A 17,418-nucleotide genomic window follows, 5' to 3' on the forward strand; every position below is an offset into this window, starting at 1 on the left:
TGTATGGCGGTACCATTGTCCTGGCCCGCTTCCATGCGGCATCGCAACCACCAAATAGTTTGGGGGAGTTCTGGACTTAATTCACCTCAACATGCAGATCGTCGGGCTGGCCGACAAGGCGGTGGCCGAAAGCCGCGAGCGCGTGCAGGCGGCACTGCATGCGTCGGGGCTGTCGATGCCGTCGAAGAAGGTGACGGTAAACCTGGCGCCTGGCGATCACCCCAACAAAGTCAGCCGGTTCGAGACAACGAGAATCAAGGTTCGTGAGGGATAAGTGGACGTGGTATCGAGAGAAGAGCTGTACCAACTGGTCTGGTCCGAGCCGATTATCAAGGTCGCGGAGTGGGTTCGAGGTGTCAGGCATAGGCGCAGCATCCGGACAAAGAACAGCCTTCCGGCTGTTTATAATATATTCCACTCCACGGGACCGGCTGGCATCATCCCATCCGGCCACTTCTTCTCACCCGTCCCGGATGTCTTTCCTGGAAGGCCGTTTAGGATCAGCACAGGCACCGCTTGACCCGATTGAAGCCAAGCCGCACCAGTGCCCCACGACGCGACCGAACCTCCGGCAGTCCCGAAAGCTCTCGGCTGCGCTGCCGTCCACGTCGTGGACAAAACGCCGTCATCAATATCCACATTGGCCGTTACACCACCGCCACGTATTTCGAGATTTATCACAATAACCCTCCTGCTGTTGTAACCGGCCCCCAGTCGGTAGTCTCCCAAACGGTAGCGATTTCCGGTGAGATGCAACGTTGCACATCATCGATAGCTTTAATGCCTTTCACCTTAACGCAAAGCGCGAACGCGCCTTTCAGCGATGCTAGGGCAGACACAAAATCGACGTAAACCAACACCACGACAAACGTCGCAGCAGCAAGCTTTAGGCAATCCATCATTTGATCCACAACATATTGATCAAGGTTCGTGGGGTAGTATAGGTAAGCGTAGGCGATGTACTGCGCTTTCCGCTCGCTTGCTGTGAACTCTGGGACCGATATTATAGCGCACCCGATCCTGCGGTCGTGCCAAGTTACATCCACCTTGTATTGGGGGTACTCCATTATCGTCCCCATCTTGAAAGGCTTCGATTCAAGATGGTTGCAATCCATCTTCCTGCCTACATCCTCAGCTATGGTTTGGATCATGGCCTCAGGCGACAAAGACCGACGTGGGTCATTCATGTCGTTTCGGTTGACTTGTCGCAGTTTATCCGTCCGTATCGGCTCGGGTCTCGACCGCTTCGTTGCACTAAGCTGTTTCGCCAGAAGACCGTCCTGCTGGGTTTTCTCATCCCAAGCCCCGCCGTGGTCATCCTCAGCTAGTGTCCCGCCAATGCCGCCGCCCAGAGTTCCGTGCAAAAGATCATCTAGCAACTGTCTAGGCTCAAACATAGGAATACCTAGCTTGATCACCTTCACTGCGTAATACGCAACTACCGCGTACATATCTTCGCTGACCCCCGCAGCAATGCCGCGCATAATCTCTGGAGCAGATGACGCCCCCACAGGAAAGTTTTCAAACGCTTCGACGACCTGAGCGGCAAGGGTCGCATCTTGTATGTTGAGGTACAACCTTGCACCGACACTAACCGAAAGACTGTTTCGGATCGGCACGTTTAAAATTGGACTAGCGACTAACACTGCGTTCCGGTAGATGCCAAATGCGCGATCTTCTGATGTATAGACATCGACTTGGCTTGCGCCTAAGGCACGGTCACTTCCCGCTCTCTGAAAGCCAGCCGCTAGGAAAGCGTCGCCTTTAGGGTTGCTTTCGATCTCATTTCCAGGCTTGCGCTGGTCATCTATAAGCCAATTTAGAAAGGTGTCGCTGACCAAGTCTACTGTTATAGTAAGGTCTAAACTCATCATTACCCCCAAAAATAGCACGCCGGCCGTGCTTGTACGATGATACAAGCTATTTTCGTCTTTGCATTATAAAATCGTCGACTCGAAGAAACAGTGTCTTTTCGATAGTGGGGGCAGGGCTCCGCCCTCCCGCGCTTCGGATTGCCTTCCGCCCAGCTTCACTACGTTGCAGCCGGTTCCCCCAAAGGCACCCACTCCGCCTGCACCCGCTTTTCGCCACGAGGCAGGGGTGCGGTGCACCCTGTCCTGCACCTAGACGCACCGGGGCCGCCTGCCAGGCTTTCTCAGATGACGGCCCAGCCTTAGTGGGCGACCAAAAGGGCGAGCAGCATGAACAAGGCGCCAGCGAAAACGCTCTGAGCGAACGTAATAAGGCGCTCGAATCTTGGGGATGAGGTCTTGCCGATCCAATCGTACAGGATGGGCACGGATGCAAGAATCATGATCAAGACAAGCAGGCAGACTAGAGGCTGGGGCATTGGCAGTTCTCCGATGGTCAGGAGATCCCGCCTCTCAATTGCCGCGGGAAACTCCATGACCGTTGCTAGGTCATCAAGTTTCCGGCGGCTTCCTCATGCCGAACCTGTGAGAATCACGGCCCAGCTGCTTCCGGTCTATCGTATTCCCGCTTTAAGTCGGGTGTACCTGTAGGGTGGGGTACCATGAGGAATGCTCTGCCCACCGTCTAGCCATAAGATGGTGAGGGTCATCTGTTCCGTCAAGGACTTGTACGTCTGGTTCCCCGAGGTTGCTTGCGGCGCTCCAGCCCGACCGGAAGCTTGTTCGTTCTAGGTAGACCTTGTGCTGGCCTTGGCCGCTGGGGTTGGGCGCCATGCGGAAGCCCTTCGGGTCGAACGCAACAGCGAGCAGGACGCCGTCCTGCCGCATCCTCACGATGGTTTTGGACGGTGAGTTGTCACCCATATTGGCAATCTCCCGCAGGGTGATGTGTCCCTGCCGTATAAGCAACCAGATGGCCTTCGTCTTGCGAGTGTTCTGCCGCACTGTTGGCGCCGGTGGGCGAGGGCGGCTGTTGAACAGGCCGCCCAAGATCTGGGAGAGCTTCATGATCGGCGCCCTTCGCAGCGTTATCGCGGGCGGCACCATCAAGAGCCTCAACAACATCCTTGGCGGGGGACGGGGGCGGGAGTACGCGGTCAGCGTCCTTGCCGAAATCGACAAATCAAAGGGCACCAAAAACGACCTGACGAAGTGCGCTTCGCCAGCATCATTGCCCGCCATGCGCAATGCCGCTGCCATGCGCCTTTCCATTGACGCCCGCCAGCATGTCCACATGATAGCCCGCCACAGCAAGGATTGAACGAAACCCAATGCTGCCTTCAAATCGGATACCGGCGCTACCTTGCACGGCTTCAGGAAGCTCTGCCCGGCTTCGCGGCGCAGGTCGAATGCGTCTACAAGGGCGAAACCATCACGGTAAAGCGCGACGGGTTCATTGAGACAGTGGTGCACGAGCGCAAGGATTGCCTTGGCACCCGTTCGGATGCCGACATAATCGGGGTCTATGCGCAGATCTCCGACGCCACCGGGACCGCCGCGTTAGCCACGTCGTTACGATGAATCGGACCGAACTGGACAAGGTTCGCGCCTGCGCGAAAGACGGCTCCTTCTGGAGCAAGTGGTACACAGAAAAGGGCCAAGGTCGCCTGCCTCCGCCGTGCCTGTAAACTCCACTTTGCGTCGTCACGCACGACCTCGATGTGGCGGACAATGACAACTACGACGGCTCAGCAGCACGCGAGCAGGCCGCAGACAAGGCCGACAGCATCAACGCCCGCCTGACCGGGGATATGAAGGTGGTCAACGATGAAGCAACCTAGCTCCCAGCCAGAACGGCGCCTTGCCACGTTCGGCAGGCGCTTCCACGCAGAAATGCTCAGCGCGGTCAGAATTCGAGCCGGGCTAACCGATATGCAGCTTTCGTCGGCTGTCTTCGAGGGCCAGAGCAAGGTGCGTTCAGACGTTGCCGCCTTCGAAGCGGGGCGTGCTCATCCAAGCGTTCGAATTCTGGTGCGCCTTTGTGAAGTCCTAAGATGCAGAATGGATGAAATCGCGCCGAAGCTTGACGCCAAGCCATGCCTCGATGAAGGCAAGCTAACCCTGTTCGATTTTCGGGACGAGCGGCGTACTTTCAGAAAGGGCGCGCTACTTGATTGGTGGACGCTTGGTCACGGGCGTCAGAGAGAGATGCATCGCTTGCGGCTGAATGCGACGGCGTTCCTCTCCAATCAGCCTGGTGAGCACGTCCAGCTCAGTCAAAATGCAGGAGATTGACGACCGCAGCTTATTCTTCGGCGTAGCGTCGTCGTCACCATTGCCGGAAGGGATGCGCGTTGGGCACAGCCGAGCAATCCGGTCCGCGATGTCCTGACGTTCGAACGAGCATCCTTCCCAATTATGGGCGAACTCATTTCGGATTTTCCGCAGGTGTTCGAGGTCAGTGAATTGGTCCCGCGATAGCAACCCGAGGGCATGGGCGCCCTTCGTGCGTGAGGACAGTGTACCGAGGGGCGCGTTGAAGCCGTCCAGCAACTCGCTGGAAGATTTAACGTCGACCAAGTAGGCCCGAATAAGCCACCCAAGAAGATCTTCCGCAAACGCGGCAGATGTCAGGACCAACCCGCGCTCGTCTTCATCGTGCAGCAGGTTGGTAAGCCGGTTCAAGCGGTCGTGGAAATTCTCCGGTTGCGGCACCGAGCCGGGCAACGCTGTACCGGGCTTCATTTGGCAGGCCTGATTTCTAGGACCATGTTGTCGAGCCCTCGAATAAGCACATAAATGCCCGCAGCAATCTGCGCCAAATAACCCATGTTTTCTTTATCCAGCGCGACGACACCGGCGCGATTGGAAATCGCAAATATCAGAAGCAGAACGGCAAACGCGACCTCCAGCAAGCCGTACAGCTTACGCCTATAGGTCCTCAGTCCATACAAAGCGAACGCTGCGGCAATGGCCTGTATGAGAGCCTGGAATTTCCCCTGCATTCCCCATCCGACTTCCATACCCAGCAAAGCTGTAAAGACGCTGACCACCAACCCGATACCCATAAACCAAAGCCCTAGAGTGAATTGTGGGCTCAGTTCCGGCAAACCGCTTTTATTGGTCTCGCTCTCCGACATCTAATCCCCTCGTTCCGCTCAGGGCGAAAGCGGCAGTTTCCAATGAACGTATGACGTTCCAAGCAACAGGAGGAACCACGGCAGAATTGAGAACATAACAGCCAGCGTGGCTTGCTTGAGGTAATCGTACTTTAGCGCCACGATTTCGGAGTTACGCCAAATCTGGCCCATCACGTCCCGCTTGAGAGCCGCCTCATCGAGAGCGCCGTACTTTTGAAGGTAGTCGGCTTCCGTAAGCTTGGCGATTTCCTTGAAATAGACGAAAGAGGCATGACCGCCCTTCAGGTGTGGAAACGCGCAAAGATAGAGATTGATGATTGTCCAAGCCACGGATGCGAGGAAGACAAACGCGGGCGCCCCAACCCACCAGGTCTTCAGGTCATCAATGGTAAGATTGACGGCGGCGAAGGCTACCTGTCCCGAAACGATTGCGAATAGCGCGGACACCTTCGAGTCGATTCGCGGGAAAAACCCCATGATGCGGTCGAGCTGGCGCTCCGCCACCTCCAAGCCGATTTCCTGTTTGTCGGTCACAGCGGCCACCAGAAGTTAGAGCGATAGATTGTATTGTTATCCATCGCGGTCCAAGACCGCGCTTCCCACATGTTCCGGCCATCGGTCGCCAGCTTGGACTTGTCTTCGAGCTTGTCGTAAACCGCCTTAGTAATCCACGTAGAATAGTCATGTGGCAGGGTGCACAGCTTTGCGGCCCAATTCGGAGCACGTCCAATCCACACCAGGTCGTTGGCACCGCGAATGCCCGCCGCTGCGACACGCATAGTTGAGGTGTCGATTCCAACGGTATGATGCAGGACATAGCCTTCATCAGGATACTGCTTTTTCAGTGCCGGCTGGATAAGGGATTTGCAGCACCAATTTATCTTCAGGGCCGTGCGCGCAGCCGAAGAGTTCTTCATATCGCCAACGTAGACGGCCATTACCCTATCGCCATCGTAGGCTGTTATGGACCCACCGTTGTCACGGATGATTCTGGCGGCACAGCGCAGGAAGGCCTTGTAGACTTCGGCCGAGAAAAAATGTTTGTGCGTATCAACAAGCTTAGTTGAGTCAGAAATGTCGGCGTAGAGAACCGTTGCCTCGATATCAATGCCATCATTCCCGAGTGTGAGGCTATTTTCGCCCGGTACTACCGTGCCGTCGCGTTTGGACCACTTGTCCGCAAAAATTGCAGCGACTGCCGTTTGTAGGTCATCTTTCAGTGCCACTGCCAAGTCCCCCTAGCAGAACACATAGAGATAGCTTGGGCGTTTTTAAATAACTGGCTGCGTTAGCCCACAGAATTAGTATTTCGCAAAAGCATTAGGCGTCACTTTCCGCCGCCACTTCTCCCAACCACTACCCTTGCTGCGGTCGAGCGCATAGTAGACCTCACCGCCAAATTCCTGTGCCATCCGCTCCGCCTGGAACGGCTCCTTGAACCGAAAGCCCAGATATTCACGGTCATCCTTCCTGATGAACACGTGGTGTTCTGCGCAATTCATTTCGTGCGCCCGGCTATGGGCGGGGTCATAGTTCTTCTCGCAGCAGTTCTCCCAGGGGATGACGGCTTGGTATGGGTAGACGCGGTCTAGGCAGGCGTCGGAATTGATGCCTTTGTGGCGGGCGGGCATGGTCGGCTCCTGAAACCGCCCAGCTTGTCTTTTCACGGACACCTTTTTGGTCCGGCAGCCAAACGGTGACCGAACAAAGCACAAATAGGTTGGGTGGGCAAAAGTCGACAATGCCGTCAGCATCGACGAAGGCGCTGCTGTTTAGGAACCAGAAGAGACTCCACGGGAAACACGGCGCAGTTCATAGTTGCCGAAAGCTGCGGTTTTGCATCCGCAGCCAGAGAAGCATGGCAGATGCCACGCTCCGGTAATTTTCTGGCGGTCGAGCGACAGCACGCCCTCGCACAAAAGCGAGGTGTTTCGCAGGTAGCTCGCGTCGAAATAGAGTTGGAATTCGACAGTCCTCGCGAAGACGGATCCCGTCAGAGCGAAGCTCCGAGGCTCCCTGTCTTGACGGGGAAAATCAATGCCCTTGCCGTCACCCTCGATGACGTCTGCCCCAATGCGCAGACACATGCGGAGCCGAAAATTAAAGGGCGCGCCCACATGAGTATACCCTTTGAAGCTTCCCTCCCATTCTCCTTCACCGGGAAAGCTCGAGGCATCAAGCAAAGCCGTAAGCCATGGAGGGGTATCGCGTTCAAAAATAAGCGCGCGGGGCATAACAAGACTCCCATGATTGGATGGCGGGCCGGCCCAGCCGCGATCGTACGGCAAGGCCGGGGTTTTCAGGGGCTGTCATCCTGCGGAGGGGACGGCGGGGGAGCGGCAGTGGACGGGACCCCGGGGTAGCCGCCGGGCACCGGGTTCAGCCCCGGTTTGCCGCCAAGCGAGCCGACGTTCACCGTATTGCAGCTGTTGCCGTCCTGGCAGGGCGAAATGTATTGCCCATGAGCCGGGGGGCTGTCGGTATAGTTCTGAGCCGAGGCCGGAACGACAGGGAGCCCGACCATGACGCCGACGGCGAGCATGAAATAACGCATTGTGTTCTCCGGATGATTTCGAGTTAGAAGAGGGTTGTCTTATCCTGGCCGCGCACTGCGGGGGCCAGGATGCTTGGCTGGTCAGAGGATGCGCCCGCGCAGCATCCAGAACGTCGTTCCGTTGGAGAAAACGCTCTCCGTCCAGCCCGTCGGAGCAATGGTGAGCATGTTGGCCGGCATGACGGGACCTGAGATCGTGCGCTCCTGGCACTGCTGCAGATTGGTCACGGTGACGGGGGCGTTCTGCTGATACTGTGCAGGCCGGATAGGATAGAACCAGGCGATGGCGCCTCCCTGACCGTCGGGCTGGACGCAGATCGAGGTCGCGCGGTCCGAAGGCTTGACGGGCGGGGTCTTTGCATCTCCCGGCATGTTTTCCGCTCGGCAATCCTGGGGGTGTCCCCAACAGACGGGAAGGATCTCCCCCGGGTTCTTCACAATGGAATTGAACGTCTTGTTGATTCCCCTGCCTACGGGGGCGATGTGCTTGCTCCACCAGTCCGCGTGCGCAGGCTCAAGGCCAGCAGCGAACAGAGCGGTCGAGATCACATACGCGGCAACTGCGATCGATTTGATGGTCATCTTTCTCTCCCGTTGGCTTCGGCCTACCCGACGCCTACAGTCGATAAGGCATCCAACGCCGATCGAACTTGCCGAGATTCCAAAAACAAATTTTTTCTGCCTATTAACCGACTGATTCTTATGACCAATTTTTCTTAGAGTCCGCCAGCCTCGGTGACGCGATTGTGACTGGCACTTCGCTCGACGCCTTATGGGCAGAAGGGAATCGAAAGGAGTAGCTCGGATGCAGTCTTTGGAGCACAGAATCCGCGCACTGGCTTGGAAAGCCAATCGGCGAACCCTTCCCCGTGCCGGCCGGATTAGAGAAAGTGTGCTCGACGAAGTCGCGACTCTCCGCGATTCGGGCCGATTTGCCGATGCGACTGAATTGCTGGAACGCCAGCCAGCCGAAGCTCTGGCACAAGACCCGGTAGCGCTTAATGGCATGGGGCACCTGCGGCTTGGCCTTGGTCGCGCCGAGGAAGCGTTAGCAATGTTTAGGCATGCCGAGGCAGCAGCATGTTTCGATCAGGCCAAGGCATTGATCAACCAAGGACACGCCTTGATGGCACTCCGACAATATGGCGAAGCTGAAGCGGCCTTTGAAAAAGCGAAGAGCCTTAAACCGGACTGGTTTGTGCCCTACCTCATGCTTATCTCAGCCGCTGAATGGAGGTCGACCGAGCAGGATCGTTTCAAGGTGCGAACGGCCGTTCATGCATTGAAGGGCAGTCGTCCCGACTGGTGGCGCAATGATGAGTTGTGGTCTTACCTTGTGGAAGATGCCGACTATGCCAGAATTAGGGAGTCCGACGAATTCGAGATTTTGTTTGGAGATGGACTCAGCAAATATGAAGAGGAGATAGCAAAATGAAGAGCTTTATAGTCGCATTGGCCCTTGCTGCACTCACCGTCTTTGGCCAGGCGTCGGTTGCGAGCGCAACGTTGCATGGTCCAACCGTCTGGGATCTTGGAAAATAAGCTAGAGTTTAGGCGAAAGGGCATCAAATGCTCAGGCGTGAACCCAATGCTGACGACATTCATCTGGCGGAAACCATGAAAGGGCGGCGTGCGGCCGACTTGATTGAAGCGACGGAAGATTATTTGCGCCTTGCAATGCGCGATAAGTCGGATTTACAGGAGTCCATTCGTCCACTCGTCGGTGACCGAGCCGCAGAGATCGTGGACCAGGTTATCTCCGACGCCTACTATGGGATTCTCGGCGTTTTCGGACAACCTTTGCAAGCTGACAAGATTGTTTTTCGCGGCGTCCACGGCTTGCCGATAGCCTACGAAGGCGTGTTACGCAGAACCAATCCCTTGAGACGGCCTGAGCCGGTGAGCCTTGCCTTTTGGCTTCGCGATGAAATCAAAAAGCGATTTCTTCCTCGCAACGCCAATCGTTTCGTGCCACTTGAAAATGGTGAGGGCGAAGTTGACCGGCATATTCAGACTGCGTGTGTCATCCCCGACGAATATCAGGGTTCCGACGCACTCATGCGCATCGATTTGTGGAAGGAATTGAAACCGTTTCTGAGTGTCCTTCCCCCGGAGGACCGGTTTATCGTTGAGAGTGTAAACGGCTTGCACGAAGATCTCACATTCGCACGCGCCGATGACCTCCGCGAGCGGCTGAGGCGCGCCGGCCTTACCAGTCGTGCACGGGTTGCCCAGATCATTCTTCAGATTCGCCACCCGGATGCGGGCTTGCTTCCTGCCACGAAGCTGCCGATCACTCAGTTGCAAAACCTTCAGGTTGCGGCGCTGCTCGGCGTTCACAAGAATACTGTTGGCAATCGTTTGAAGAAGGCGGAGGCTCTCATGCGCGATTTGGCTGTTGCTTCTCGACAGACCGGTTGAAGTTCCGCTTGAGCGTTGGGATCTTCCGGATAGTTGCGAAATCAAATTTTTAGAGCTTCCGTAAAGAGGAGCCTTTCGTCGTGGGTTCCCATGACGTCATCGTGTCTTTGCCAGTCGCGAGACAGCATGCATGGTGATGCCGCGAACACAGCGTTGGAGAGGATTGTTGAGCGGATTGAGCCAGCCAACGAGCAACTGACTCGGACCCTCTGGGACGCGGCGAGTTACATCGACAACGAAATCACATCTTTCGCGAGAGGGGGTCGCCCACCTCGTTGGTTATACTACTGCATTATGCCGGCACTCTAATAGGAATTGTTCCACCTCATAATCCATATGGCGGGGCGGATTAATTCATTCTCAATCAGCGCTGTTTGTCGGTCGGCAAGCCTCGCTCACGAATCGAAAAGCAGGTATTCAGACGCCGTAATTGCAGCCGGCATCAATGCGGCGCGTGCACCTCTGCCAACGGGCGAATTGGGGTACCTATAGCGATGAGTGATATCAGCGAATGGTATTGGCGCATGCGGATGGGATGCCGCCGCGCTCGGAAGATCGGGAAGCGCTCAAACGGATGGCACCCGAGCTTTTCGGACCGAACTCCAGCAACGAGCTCGATTTCGGCTACGACTTCAAGGGGCGGTTCTGGGATGGGAGCGCATTTCGACAGGAGGTTAAAAACTGGCTGCAAACGAAGGAAGACCGTCCGCTTGTCACCATTCGTGACGGAACATGCCCGCAGCAGGATTGTCCCTTAAGGCTCGCCGGCAGACCTGGCCAAATCATGAGCGGCCGATGCGACGCTGATGACGGCTCGATCGTCATTCAGGTGATGACGGTAGCCGGTGGTTGGAAGGCGAAGGCCGACGCCTTTTTCGACATGGCGCGAAAGGTCCACGGTGGCAAAGGGCGGATCAAGGATATCTCGTGTCCCCCGGTCTGCACAAGGAGGTTGCGAGCAGTAACCTGCCGTTCCGGTTCGGCCCCCGTTTCGGTCATTGGAAAAAATTGGCTGCGGATGATCGATATAGCGTAAAGTGTTTAATTAAAGCATTCTCAACGTGGTGCGCCCACCAGATTCTGCCCGGGCTGCTTCGGCGTGAACGGCAGCTTTGCGCCTCGTCGCAGACATTCAAGTAAGCTTTGTTTTCGCCGAAGAGCGGACATTGCCCCACGGATGGTCGCTGAGCGGCTTCTTAGCAAAAGCAGACGTACCCCGAGGATCTCGAGTAGAGGCCGGGTACGGGTTGGGATACTGTCGTCGAAGCGCCTAGGGAATATTGCTGCGTATCTGCTGTGCGATCGCAGCAACCTTCGTGCTAATTTCCTCAGGCGTCGCACTCGGCTGCCGGTTGGAGTCGATGGTAACTAGCTCCGCGCCCTCAAGTGCTGCGAACGCTTCGATGATCGGCATGCCCGCGCGCGGAGCGCTACACGCGGTAATGACGTAGTCGAGGTGGTGCGGATACAGTGCGTCTATGTTCTCCTTGATGATCTCCGCGCTGTCGCCTGAGCTTGCAATCCCGATGCCGCATTTTGTCCTGCCAAGCTTGAGATACGTGATCATGAATATATCAGCGGGGCTATTGGTTGTAAGGCCGCAGCCAAGAAGCCTGGCGGCTTCGTGAATGGCGGACGTCTTACCCGAACCCTTCTCGCCTTTGACGACTATCACCTTCGGCACTATTAGACCCCCGTTTTGCGAATACATAATATTGCGCTGGGCAAGAGTGAGCGCAATTTATTCACAAACGAAGGGCGCAAGGGTGGCGAAAAGTCAATAGATCAAAGTCGCAAATTGACCTTTGTAACTCAAGAACTGCCGGGCCGCATACGGCCCCAATTGCCGTCATTCCGGATCGGAGTTTGGACGATGGCGATTTCGCGTCCGAAAGCGGACGGTGGGCCATCGCCACGCGAGAACGGACTGGGCTTTCAAAATTCTTAGTTTCCTGATACTTTAGCTTTAGTGCGTCTTAAAGCCAACAAAGGTTTTTTACTCACCCACTGGCCAGAGCACGGGAGGAGCACATGCGCCGCTATGATGGTTGCCTCTGGATCGTTTCGCTCTCTCTATCGATGCTAGTCTCATCTCCCTCCTCAGCCTTCGACATTTCAGTGGGCCCTGTGAGAGTTTGTGACACCTGTGGCGGCGGTGTGGTCGGCGGAACTCGTATAGACCCGAATCTTGGTTCTGGTCCGGTTATCGGAGTAACCGTTCAGCAATTCGGCGGCGACACCCTAACGACAATTCAGAAGGCTGCCAACGACACTGCCCGGACCTTGAAAAAAGCCAATGGAGACGTTCTCGAGACGGTGAAGAAGGCTGGCGAGGACACTGTTCGCACAACATACAAGGCAGCGAACGATGCAACCGCAACTTACGTCAAGGCATGGCGTGACGTCGGTAATCAGGGAAAAGAAAGCTTCGACGATGCTGTCGACGCGGGAAAGGCAGTGGGCAACTTCGTAAAGAACCAGGCCAACGATCAGCTCACCCAGGCAGCCGCTGCGGCTAAGCGCCTTCGGGACGGAAAAGTTGTCGATGCGATGTGGGGGCTCGGCACTGAGAAACTGCAGTCAAGCGAAGAAAATTTTGCCAAAGCAACACAGGAAAGCAAGGTCGTCAACGCTGCCGCTGCCACAGCTGCTGCTGCGTACGGGGGGCCTGCTGGCGCTGCCGCCTATGCTGCCTGGTCAACTTACCGCCAGACCGGAAATGCTGACATGGCACTCCGCGCCGGGCTCCTGGCCGCGCTGACCTCGCAGACCGGCGCAATCGGTGATATGCCGACCGGTACAACCGGCGAGATCTTAAGAAAGTCGGCTGTGGCTGGTGCCGCAGGCGGCTTGGCAGTTGCCGCTGCCGGGGGAGACGAACAAGCGATCAAAGACGGATTCCTAAAGTCGGCGGGAGCCGTCATCGTTCAGGCGGGCACGGACGAGGTGACGGCCTATTCTCCGGAAGCCAAAGACGCCTTTGATACCGTTCAATGCCTATCGGCCCGAGACGTTGACTGCGTCTCCAAAACGACGTGGGCTCGAGACGCACAGGGAAAGATTCTCAATGACGAAGAGGGGAGGCCGAGGGTCGATACCAGCAAACTTGACCCTAGGAACTATATAGGCAGATGGAGCCAAATTGACCCTTCGTCGGCGGAAGGTCAAGTGAATGCGGCTATAGCGCAAGCGTCAAAACTTCCAGATACTGAGGCGATCCCTCTTCTAGACAACCAGTGGGTGCTCACTTGGACGCTAGGCAAAGAGCAGCAACTTGAGTACGCAAAGCCCACAGTCGTGCTCACTTACGTTGGAGACGATCCGCCATTTATTTCAGAAGTCAGCTATGACAAATCTATCACTGCGACCAGCTTGCAATCCGCATTAGAGGATACAAGGCCTGACACCGGTAACAAGTTAGTCGCCTACTATGCAAAACCCGCTGACCGGAATCGAGTAACCGATGCGCTCGAGAAAAACTCCATTCAATACACACGAGTTGCGTATATTGGGCCTGAACATACGAAGGCATTATCAAACGCACTAATATGCGGGCCAAATACGCGAGTAGCAGATCTGAAAAAGGTCGCGAACGCTTTAATGAATGTGGGCATCGACATAAAGTACATAGGAACTAAAGCAACAAATAGGCCAGGCCAAATCTCCATTTTAAACCTTCAGAAGAATAAGTTCACAATCAACAACAAAAATATCGCTCGCAAGCAAGTGAGCGATCTTGTAGAATGCCCAAAATCACTGAAGAACAAGTGAGTTGTCGTTGGTGCCATAGTCAGCCATGGACACTCATGTGTGCCATTTTATGTCGCCGCAATGACCTTGGCTTTCCACATATTAGCATCTCCCATCCCTGGCCCAGAAGGTGGCGAAATGGCTTCTATTAGCCGGCCTACCAAACTGCGCCGGATGAGATCGCAGGTCCATGGAACGGCTGCTTTACAAAGTCTACCTTGCCAGAAGTGACCGCCTGCAGTCGCCCAAATGACGTCGGGCATTACGCGTGACGCGCCGACCAGGCAACGTTTCTGCAACGGATGTTGTTTAGGGGCGATCTCTCAGAGAAGACCTTTCAGAGTCATCGCTGACAAAGGCCCGCAAGTCGTGCTTAGCGGAAGTTTCGCCGGGCGATCAGGGCGCGCCGTTTAATTAGCCAAAATGTCAGCACGTCGCGGCCACCGGCTAACATTATCTTTTGACGCAAGGCGGATATTCTCAGGCGGCTAGTTGCGCAAAGGCGCGGGTGCTACGCTATAGCAAACCCACGTGTAGTCCGGAGGCATCGTGGCGCGCCCAGAACGAAAGCTTGTGGCGGTTTTGGCAGCAGATGTAGCTGGCTACTCGCGTTTGATGGAGGCCGATGAGGCCGGGACTCTCTTCCATCTAAAAGCACTGCGCGCCGAAGTGATCGATCCAAAGGTCGCGCAATTCAACGGTCGGCTGGTCGGCACCGCGGGCGACAGTCTGTTGATCGAGTTTCCCAGCGCCGTGGATGCGTTGCAATTCGCGGTCGAGACGCAAGAACGCATTACGGCACGCAATACGGACATTCCCGAAGTCCGGCGCATGGCCTTTAGAATGGGTGTCAACGCCGGAGAGGTTATCGTCGATGATACGACGATCTACGGCGACTGCGTAAACGTGGCGGCCAGGCTGGAAAAGGTCAGTGAGCCCGGCGGGGTCGTCATTGGACGCAGCGTCTATGATCAAGTGAAGGGAAAGGTCCCCTATACGCTCGTCGACCTGGGCGAGCATACGATGAAGAATATTGCCGGGCCCGTGCGTGCCTACCGGGTTCAAACAGAAGAGCGGGATGAGTCAGAACCTTCAGCGTTGATTGCTTCTGGCGAGGATTTGCCACTCCCATACAAGCCATCAGTGGCGGTACTTCCTTTCACAAACATGTCCGTGGACCCCGAGCAGGATTATTTCTCGGATGGAATAGCCGAGGACCTCATCACCGAACTCAGCCGAAGCCAGAGTATGTTCGTGATCGCGCGCAATTCCTCGTTCGCTTTCAAGGGTCAATCCGTAAACATCACCGAGGTCGGAAGGAAGCTCGGTGTACGGTATGTTGTCGAAGGAAGCGTTCGAAAGGCCGCTGCACGCGTCAGGATCACTGCACAGTTGATAGAAGCGGCCACCGGCAACCACGTCTGGGCCGAGCGCTACGACCGAGACATCGAGGACCTATTCGCCGTTCAAGACGAGGTGACAGAGAGGATCGCCTGGGCACTGGTCGGTAAGGTAGGCGCTGCTGAGATTGTTCGGACCAGGCAAACGCACACGAGCCTCAGCGCATATGACGCGTTCTTGCGCGGCATCGATGCTACGAGCCGGATCACCGAAAAGGATACCATCGCTGGTGTCGAGTTCTTGAAGCTGGCTATTGGCTTGGAGCCTGATTCGGCGCGCGCGCATGCCTGGCTGGCGGACGCCTACGCCGCCCTCTCCGCTTTCAGAGCTGATGAAGAGATGAAGGCGTCGGCCATGCAGTCGGCCTTGCGGGCTATCGAACTCGGCGACGCCAGCGGATTGGCAGAGGCGGTCGTCGCCGCTCTGCATGGATGGAAAGGGGACTTCGAGGCTGCCGCGTCTCATGCGCAACGCGCGCTCGCGATGGGCCCGACAAACCCGGTCGTACTCGTCTGGGTGGGGTACATCTGCCTCTGGAGTGGTCAACTCACGAAGGCCCGCGAGATGGGCGAGCGGCTCAGACGTCTGAGTCCGCTCGAACAGCGCGACGTCCACGAGCTACTCGCATTCACTTACTATCTGCTCGGTGAATATGAGGCTTCGCTGGATTCGTTCCGCCGCTGGGACAACAACCATTATGATCGCGGATTCGCCAATCTGGCTGCGTGTTTAGGACAGCTCGGACGCGCCGAAGAGGCAAGGTCGGCTTGGGGCAGGTGCCTTGAGCGCAAGCCTGGTTTCACTCTAGCTGACTACAAGCACGGCTCTCCATATCGCCGTCAGGAGGACGTGGAGCACTGGCTAGATGGCCTGCGGAAAGCAGGCATTACGGATTGACGGATGATGACGCAGCCGTGACGCTACGACACTTGATCCGGCCCTCAGCGGTCCTTGTACGCCTCGACTATCGCTCGCCGTTTAATTAGCCACAATGCTAACATGGATCGGGCGCCGGCACTGGGTCGCTTTTTTGACGCGGACCCGTTCAGCTTCGCGCGTGGAGGAACGGCAGTTTTGCGCCTCACACAAGTCGTTCCCTGTCGGTCGTCGTAATCCTGATCCCCGCCAGGTCGAGAACTAAGGGCCATGCGGTGTGACCGCCTGAACGACAGCAACAACCGAGCTCGAACCGTTCCAAAAATAAGATTTTAATCGACGTTGGCAGCACCACATTGACGGGCTGCGTCCATCGCTCCCTGCGGAGGCGCGGGCAACTCGGCAATCACTTCCTCAAAGGCACCCGTTTCCGGGCTAATTTGATAGAATGCACCCGCGCGCAACCCCAATTGGACAACGGGCTCGGTTGAGAAGTCGCCGACGACACCGATTACCGGTTGACGGCGGCCTGTCACAGGGTCGGCTTTAAAGGCAATCAAAACCGCTCCTGCGGATCCGGTCAGCGTCCCGAGGGAAGAATTTACACCGTCGTTGGTGTCATCGTCTGGATGGTTCCAGGCAATCGCCACGCCACCTTTGCCGGTCTGCACAAAGCCGCTGAGGCGACAAGAGGCCAAGCCGTAGTCGTCAGCTAACGCGACCCCGCTACCGGCAATGGCGGAGCCGCGATTGTGCGCTTGAGCTCGGTCGCCATGCACGCAGTAGGCAACGCCGTTGGTGGCATGCGCAAACCCGTAGTAACCAGATATGTGGGCGATTCCGCCGTCGACGGTGAGGGCATAACTATGATCGCGAGCGTAGGCGACGCCAAGATTCCTTGCCTCCACATAACAGCTGTTGGTACCGACTGCGACGCCAGCCAATCCGGCCTTCGCACAACCGCCGTCGCCCACCAATGCCAGATGAAGCCCAGAAAATTCGCCCTCAGCCATTGAAGCCTTCCTTGATTTCCAGAGACTATTGGGTTGGTGCCGGCCTAGCTCAAAAGAAAATCGGGTCTCCCGACCGCAACCAAAGCCATCTGTCCGCTTATAATTGACGTCATTCCGGATCAAACTTCGGACGAAGCCGCTCGGCGCTTATAGGGCGGTTCTCGCTGCGATGGCGCCGCGCCGTTTAATTAGCCCCAATGTTAACAATGGTGGACCGCAATGTCATGCAGCTTCCCACACTTGGTTCAGTATCCTCGCTGCGAGGGCAGCTTTGTCTTGGGCCAAGAAGCGGCCATAGTGTTTGGCCACCNTCATGCAGCTTCCCACACTTGGTTCAGTATCCTCGCTGCGAGGGCAGCTTTGTCTTGGGCCAAGAAGCGGCCATAGTGTTT

18 protein-coding genes and 1 pseudogene are annotated in these 17,418 nt (G+C 56.4%); 8 read left to right on the plus strand and 11 right to left on the minus strand.

The window, feature by feature from the left end:
• Nucleotides 1-85 precede the first annotated feature (85 nt).
• A pseudogene (locus X757_RS0133355) lies at nucleotides 86-244 on the plus strand (magnesium chelatase domain-containing protein); the annotation flags it as partial.
• 433 nt (nucleotides 245-677) lie between these two features.
• Here X757_RS0133355 and X757_RS160490 read toward each other — a convergent pair.
• Entirely contained in the window at nucleotides 678-1,871 is a 1,194-nt protein-coding gene (locus X757_RS160490; RefSeq protein WP_156933393.1) for a hypothetical protein, read from the minus strand.
• A 1,066-nt stretch (nucleotides 1,872-2,937) separates the two neighbouring features.
• Here X757_RS160490 and X757_RS160475 point away from each other — a divergent pair.
• Together X757_RS160475 and X757_RS160470 are read left to right on the plus strand one after the other, a co-directional pair.
• Nucleotides 2,938-3,192, plus strand: a complete 255-nt coding sequence (locus tag X757_RS160475; protein WP_023725283.1) for a hypothetical protein — start codon at nucleotides 2,938-2,940, stop codon at nucleotides 3,190-3,192.
• Nucleotides 3,189-3,452 carry a hypothetical protein gene (locus X757_RS160470; protein WP_023725284.1) on the plus strand — a complete coding sequence of 88 codons (264 nt, stop codon included), beginning with the start codon at nucleotides 3,189-3,191 and terminating at the stop codon, nucleotides 3,450-3,452. Before X757_RS160475 ends, X757_RS160470 begins: the two co-directional genes overlap by 4 nt.
• A 585-nt stretch (nucleotides 3,453-4,037) precedes the next feature.
• Here X757_RS160470 and X757_RS160465 read toward each other — a convergent pair.
• From X757_RS160465 to X757_RS160440, 8 genes are all read right to left on the minus strand, one after another.
• Complete coding sequence (locus X757_RS160465) at nucleotides 4,038-4,616, minus strand: MltR family transcriptional regulator (RefSeq protein ID WP_023725286.1); 579 nt, start codon at nucleotides 4,614-4,616, stop codon at nucleotides 4,038-4,040.
• Nucleotides 4,613-5,011, minus strand: a complete 399-nt coding sequence (locus X757_RS160460) for a hypothetical protein (protein ID WP_023725287.1) — start codon at nucleotides 5,009-5,011, stop codon at nucleotides 4,613-4,615. The genes X757_RS160465 and X757_RS160460 overlap by 4 nt, the downstream gene beginning before the upstream one ends.
• Nucleotides 5,012-5,029: 18 nt before the next feature.
• Complete coding sequence (locus tag X757_RS160455; RefSeq protein ID WP_156933394.1) at nucleotides 5,030-5,545, minus strand: Pycsar system effector family protein; 516 nt, start codon at nucleotides 5,543-5,545, stop codon at nucleotides 5,030-5,032.
• Complete coding sequence (locus X757_RS160450; RefSeq protein WP_023725289.1) at nucleotides 5,542-6,237, minus strand: adenylate/guanylate cyclase domain-containing protein; 696 nt, start codon at nucleotides 6,235-6,237, stop codon at nucleotides 5,542-5,544. Before X757_RS160450 ends, X757_RS160455 begins: the two co-directional genes overlap by 4 nt.
• Before the next feature lie 75 nt (nucleotides 6,238-6,312).
• Nucleotides 6,313-6,642 (minus strand): hypothetical protein, encoded by a 330-nt coding sequence (locus tag X757_RS160445; protein ID WP_023725290.1) that lies wholly within the window; start codon nucleotides 6,640-6,642, stop codon nucleotides 6,313-6,315.
• A 141-nt stretch (nucleotides 6,643-6,783) separates the two neighbouring features.
• A complete protein-coding gene (locus X757_RS1000000167765) occupies nucleotides 6,784-7,245 on the minus strand; it encodes a hypothetical protein (RefSeq protein ID WP_156933395.1) in 462 nt (153 codons plus the stop codon).
• Between the two features lie 65 nt (nucleotides 7,246-7,310).
• Nucleotides 7,311-7,565 carry a hypothetical protein gene (locus X757_RS1000000167770; RefSeq protein WP_023725292.1) on the minus strand — a complete coding sequence of 85 codons (255 nt, stop codon included), beginning with the start codon at nucleotides 7,563-7,565 and terminating at the stop codon, nucleotides 7,311-7,313.
• 81 nt (nucleotides 7,566-7,646) lie between these two features.
• Nucleotides 7,647-8,147 carry a hypothetical protein gene (locus X757_RS160440; protein WP_023725293.1) on the minus strand — a complete coding sequence of 167 codons (501 nt, stop codon included), beginning with the start codon at nucleotides 8,145-8,147 and terminating at the stop codon, nucleotides 7,647-7,649.
• 223 nt (nucleotides 8,148-8,370) lie between these two features.
• On the opposite strand from X757_RS160440, the gene X757_RS160435 reads away from it, so the two are divergent.
• The 3 genes from X757_RS160435 (at nucleotide 8,371) to X757_RS160425 (ending at nucleotide 11,022) form a co-directional block, all read left to right on the plus strand.
• A complete protein-coding gene (locus X757_RS160435) occupies nucleotides 8,371-9,000 on the plus strand; it encodes a tetratricopeptide repeat protein (RefSeq protein WP_023725294.1) in 630 nt (209 codons plus the stop codon).
• Between the two features lie 134 nt (nucleotides 9,001-9,134).
• Entirely contained in the window at nucleotides 9,135-9,986 is an 852-nt protein-coding gene (locus tag X757_RS160430) for a hypothetical protein (protein ID WP_023725295.1), read from the plus strand.
• A gap of 511 nt (nucleotides 9,987-10,497) precedes the next feature.
• Entirely contained in the window at nucleotides 10,498-11,022 is a 525-nt protein-coding gene (locus X757_RS160425) for a hypothetical protein (protein ID WP_023725296.1), read from the plus strand.
• 234 nt (nucleotides 11,023-11,256) lie between these two features.
• Here the strand turns inward: X757_RS160425 and X757_RS160420 are convergent, their stop codons facing one another.
• A complete protein-coding gene (locus X757_RS160420) occupies nucleotides 11,257-11,670 on the minus strand; it encodes a hypothetical protein (RefSeq protein WP_156033671.1) in 414 nt (137 codons plus the stop codon).
• A 347-nt stretch (nucleotides 11,671-12,017) separates the two neighbouring features.
• On the opposite strand from X757_RS160420, the gene X757_RS160415 reads away from it, so the two are divergent.
• Both X757_RS160415 and X757_RS160410 read left to right on the plus strand, forming a co-directional pair.
• Complete coding sequence (locus X757_RS160415; protein ID WP_156933396.1) at nucleotides 12,018-13,757, plus strand: hypothetical protein; 1,740 nt, start codon at nucleotides 12,018-12,020, stop codon at nucleotides 13,755-13,757.
• A gap of 528 nt (nucleotides 13,758-14,285) precedes the next feature.
• Nucleotides 14,286-16,034, plus strand: coding sequence for an adenylate/guanylate cyclase domain-containing protein (locus X757_RS160410; protein ID WP_023725299.1), 1,749 nt, complete (start codon nucleotides 14,286-14,288; stop codon nucleotides 16,032-16,034).
• Between the two features lie 311 nt (nucleotides 16,035-16,345).
• Here X757_RS160410 and X757_RS160405 read toward each other — a convergent pair whose 3' ends face one another.
• Nucleotides 16,346-17,026, minus strand: a complete 681-nt coding sequence (locus X757_RS160405; protein WP_023725300.1) for a hypothetical protein — start codon at nucleotides 17,024-17,026, stop codon at nucleotides 16,346-16,348.
• Nucleotides 17,027-17,418: the final 392 nt, after the last annotated feature.

The sequence above is a fragment of the Mesorhizobium sp. LSHC412B00 genome (genome assembly GCF_000503035.1).
In the GTDB taxonomy this organism is placed as follows: domain Bacteria; phylum Pseudomonadota; class Alphaproteobacteria; order Rhizobiales; family Rhizobiaceae; genus Mesorhizobium.

Bases quoted from the DNA above. Each gene is read 5' to 3' on its own strand.
- X757_RS160490 (WP_156933393.1), bottom strand. From the start codon at position 1,871: ATGAGTTTAGACCTTACTATAACAGTAGACTTGGTCAGCGACACCTTT.
- X757_RS160475 (WP_023725283.1), top strand. From the start codon at position 2,938: ATGATCGGCGCCCTTCGCAGCGTTATCGCGGGCGGCACCATCAAGAGC.
- X757_RS160465 (WP_023725286.1), bottom strand. From the start codon at position 4,616: ATGAAGCCCGGTACAGCGTTGCCCGGCTCGGTGCCGCAACCGGAGAAT.
- X757_RS160460 (WP_023725287.1), bottom strand. From the start codon at position 5,011: ATGTCGGAGAGCGAGACCAATAAAAGCGGTTTGCCGGAACTGAGCCCA.
- X757_RS160445 (WP_023725290.1), bottom strand. From the start codon at position 6,642: ATGCCCGCCCGCCACAAAGGCATCAATTCCGACGCCTGCCTAGACCGC.
- X757_RS1000000167765 (WP_156933395.1), bottom strand. From the start codon at position 7,245: ATGCCCCGCGCGCTTATTTTTGAACGCGATACCCCTCCATGGCTTACG.
- X757_RS1000000167770 (WP_023725292.1), bottom strand. From the start codon at position 7,565: ATGCGTTATTTCATGCTCGCCGTCGGCGTCATGGTCGGGCTCCCTGTC.
- X757_RS160440 (WP_023725293.1), bottom strand. From the start codon at position 8,147: ATGACCATCAAATCGATCGCAGTTGCCGCGTATGTGATCTCGACCGCT.
- X757_RS160435 (WP_023725294.1), top strand. From the start codon at position 8,371: ATGCAGTCTTTGGAGCACAGAATCCGCGCACTGGCTTGGAAAGCCAAT.
- X757_RS160430 (WP_023725295.1), top strand. From the start codon at position 9,135: ATGCTCAGGCGTGAACCCAATGCTGACGACATTCATCTGGCGGAAACC.
- X757_RS160425 (WP_023725296.1), top strand. From the start codon at position 10,498: ATGGTATTGGCGCATGCGGATGGGATGCCGCCGCGCTCGGAAGATCGG.
- X757_RS160415 (WP_156933396.1), top strand. From the start codon at position 12,018: ATGCGCCGCTATGATGGTTGCCTCTGGATCGTTTCGCTCTCTCTATCG.
- X757_RS160405 (WP_023725300.1), bottom strand. From the start codon at position 17,026: ATGGCTGAGGGCGAATTTTCTGGGCTTCATCTGGCATTGGTGGGCGAC.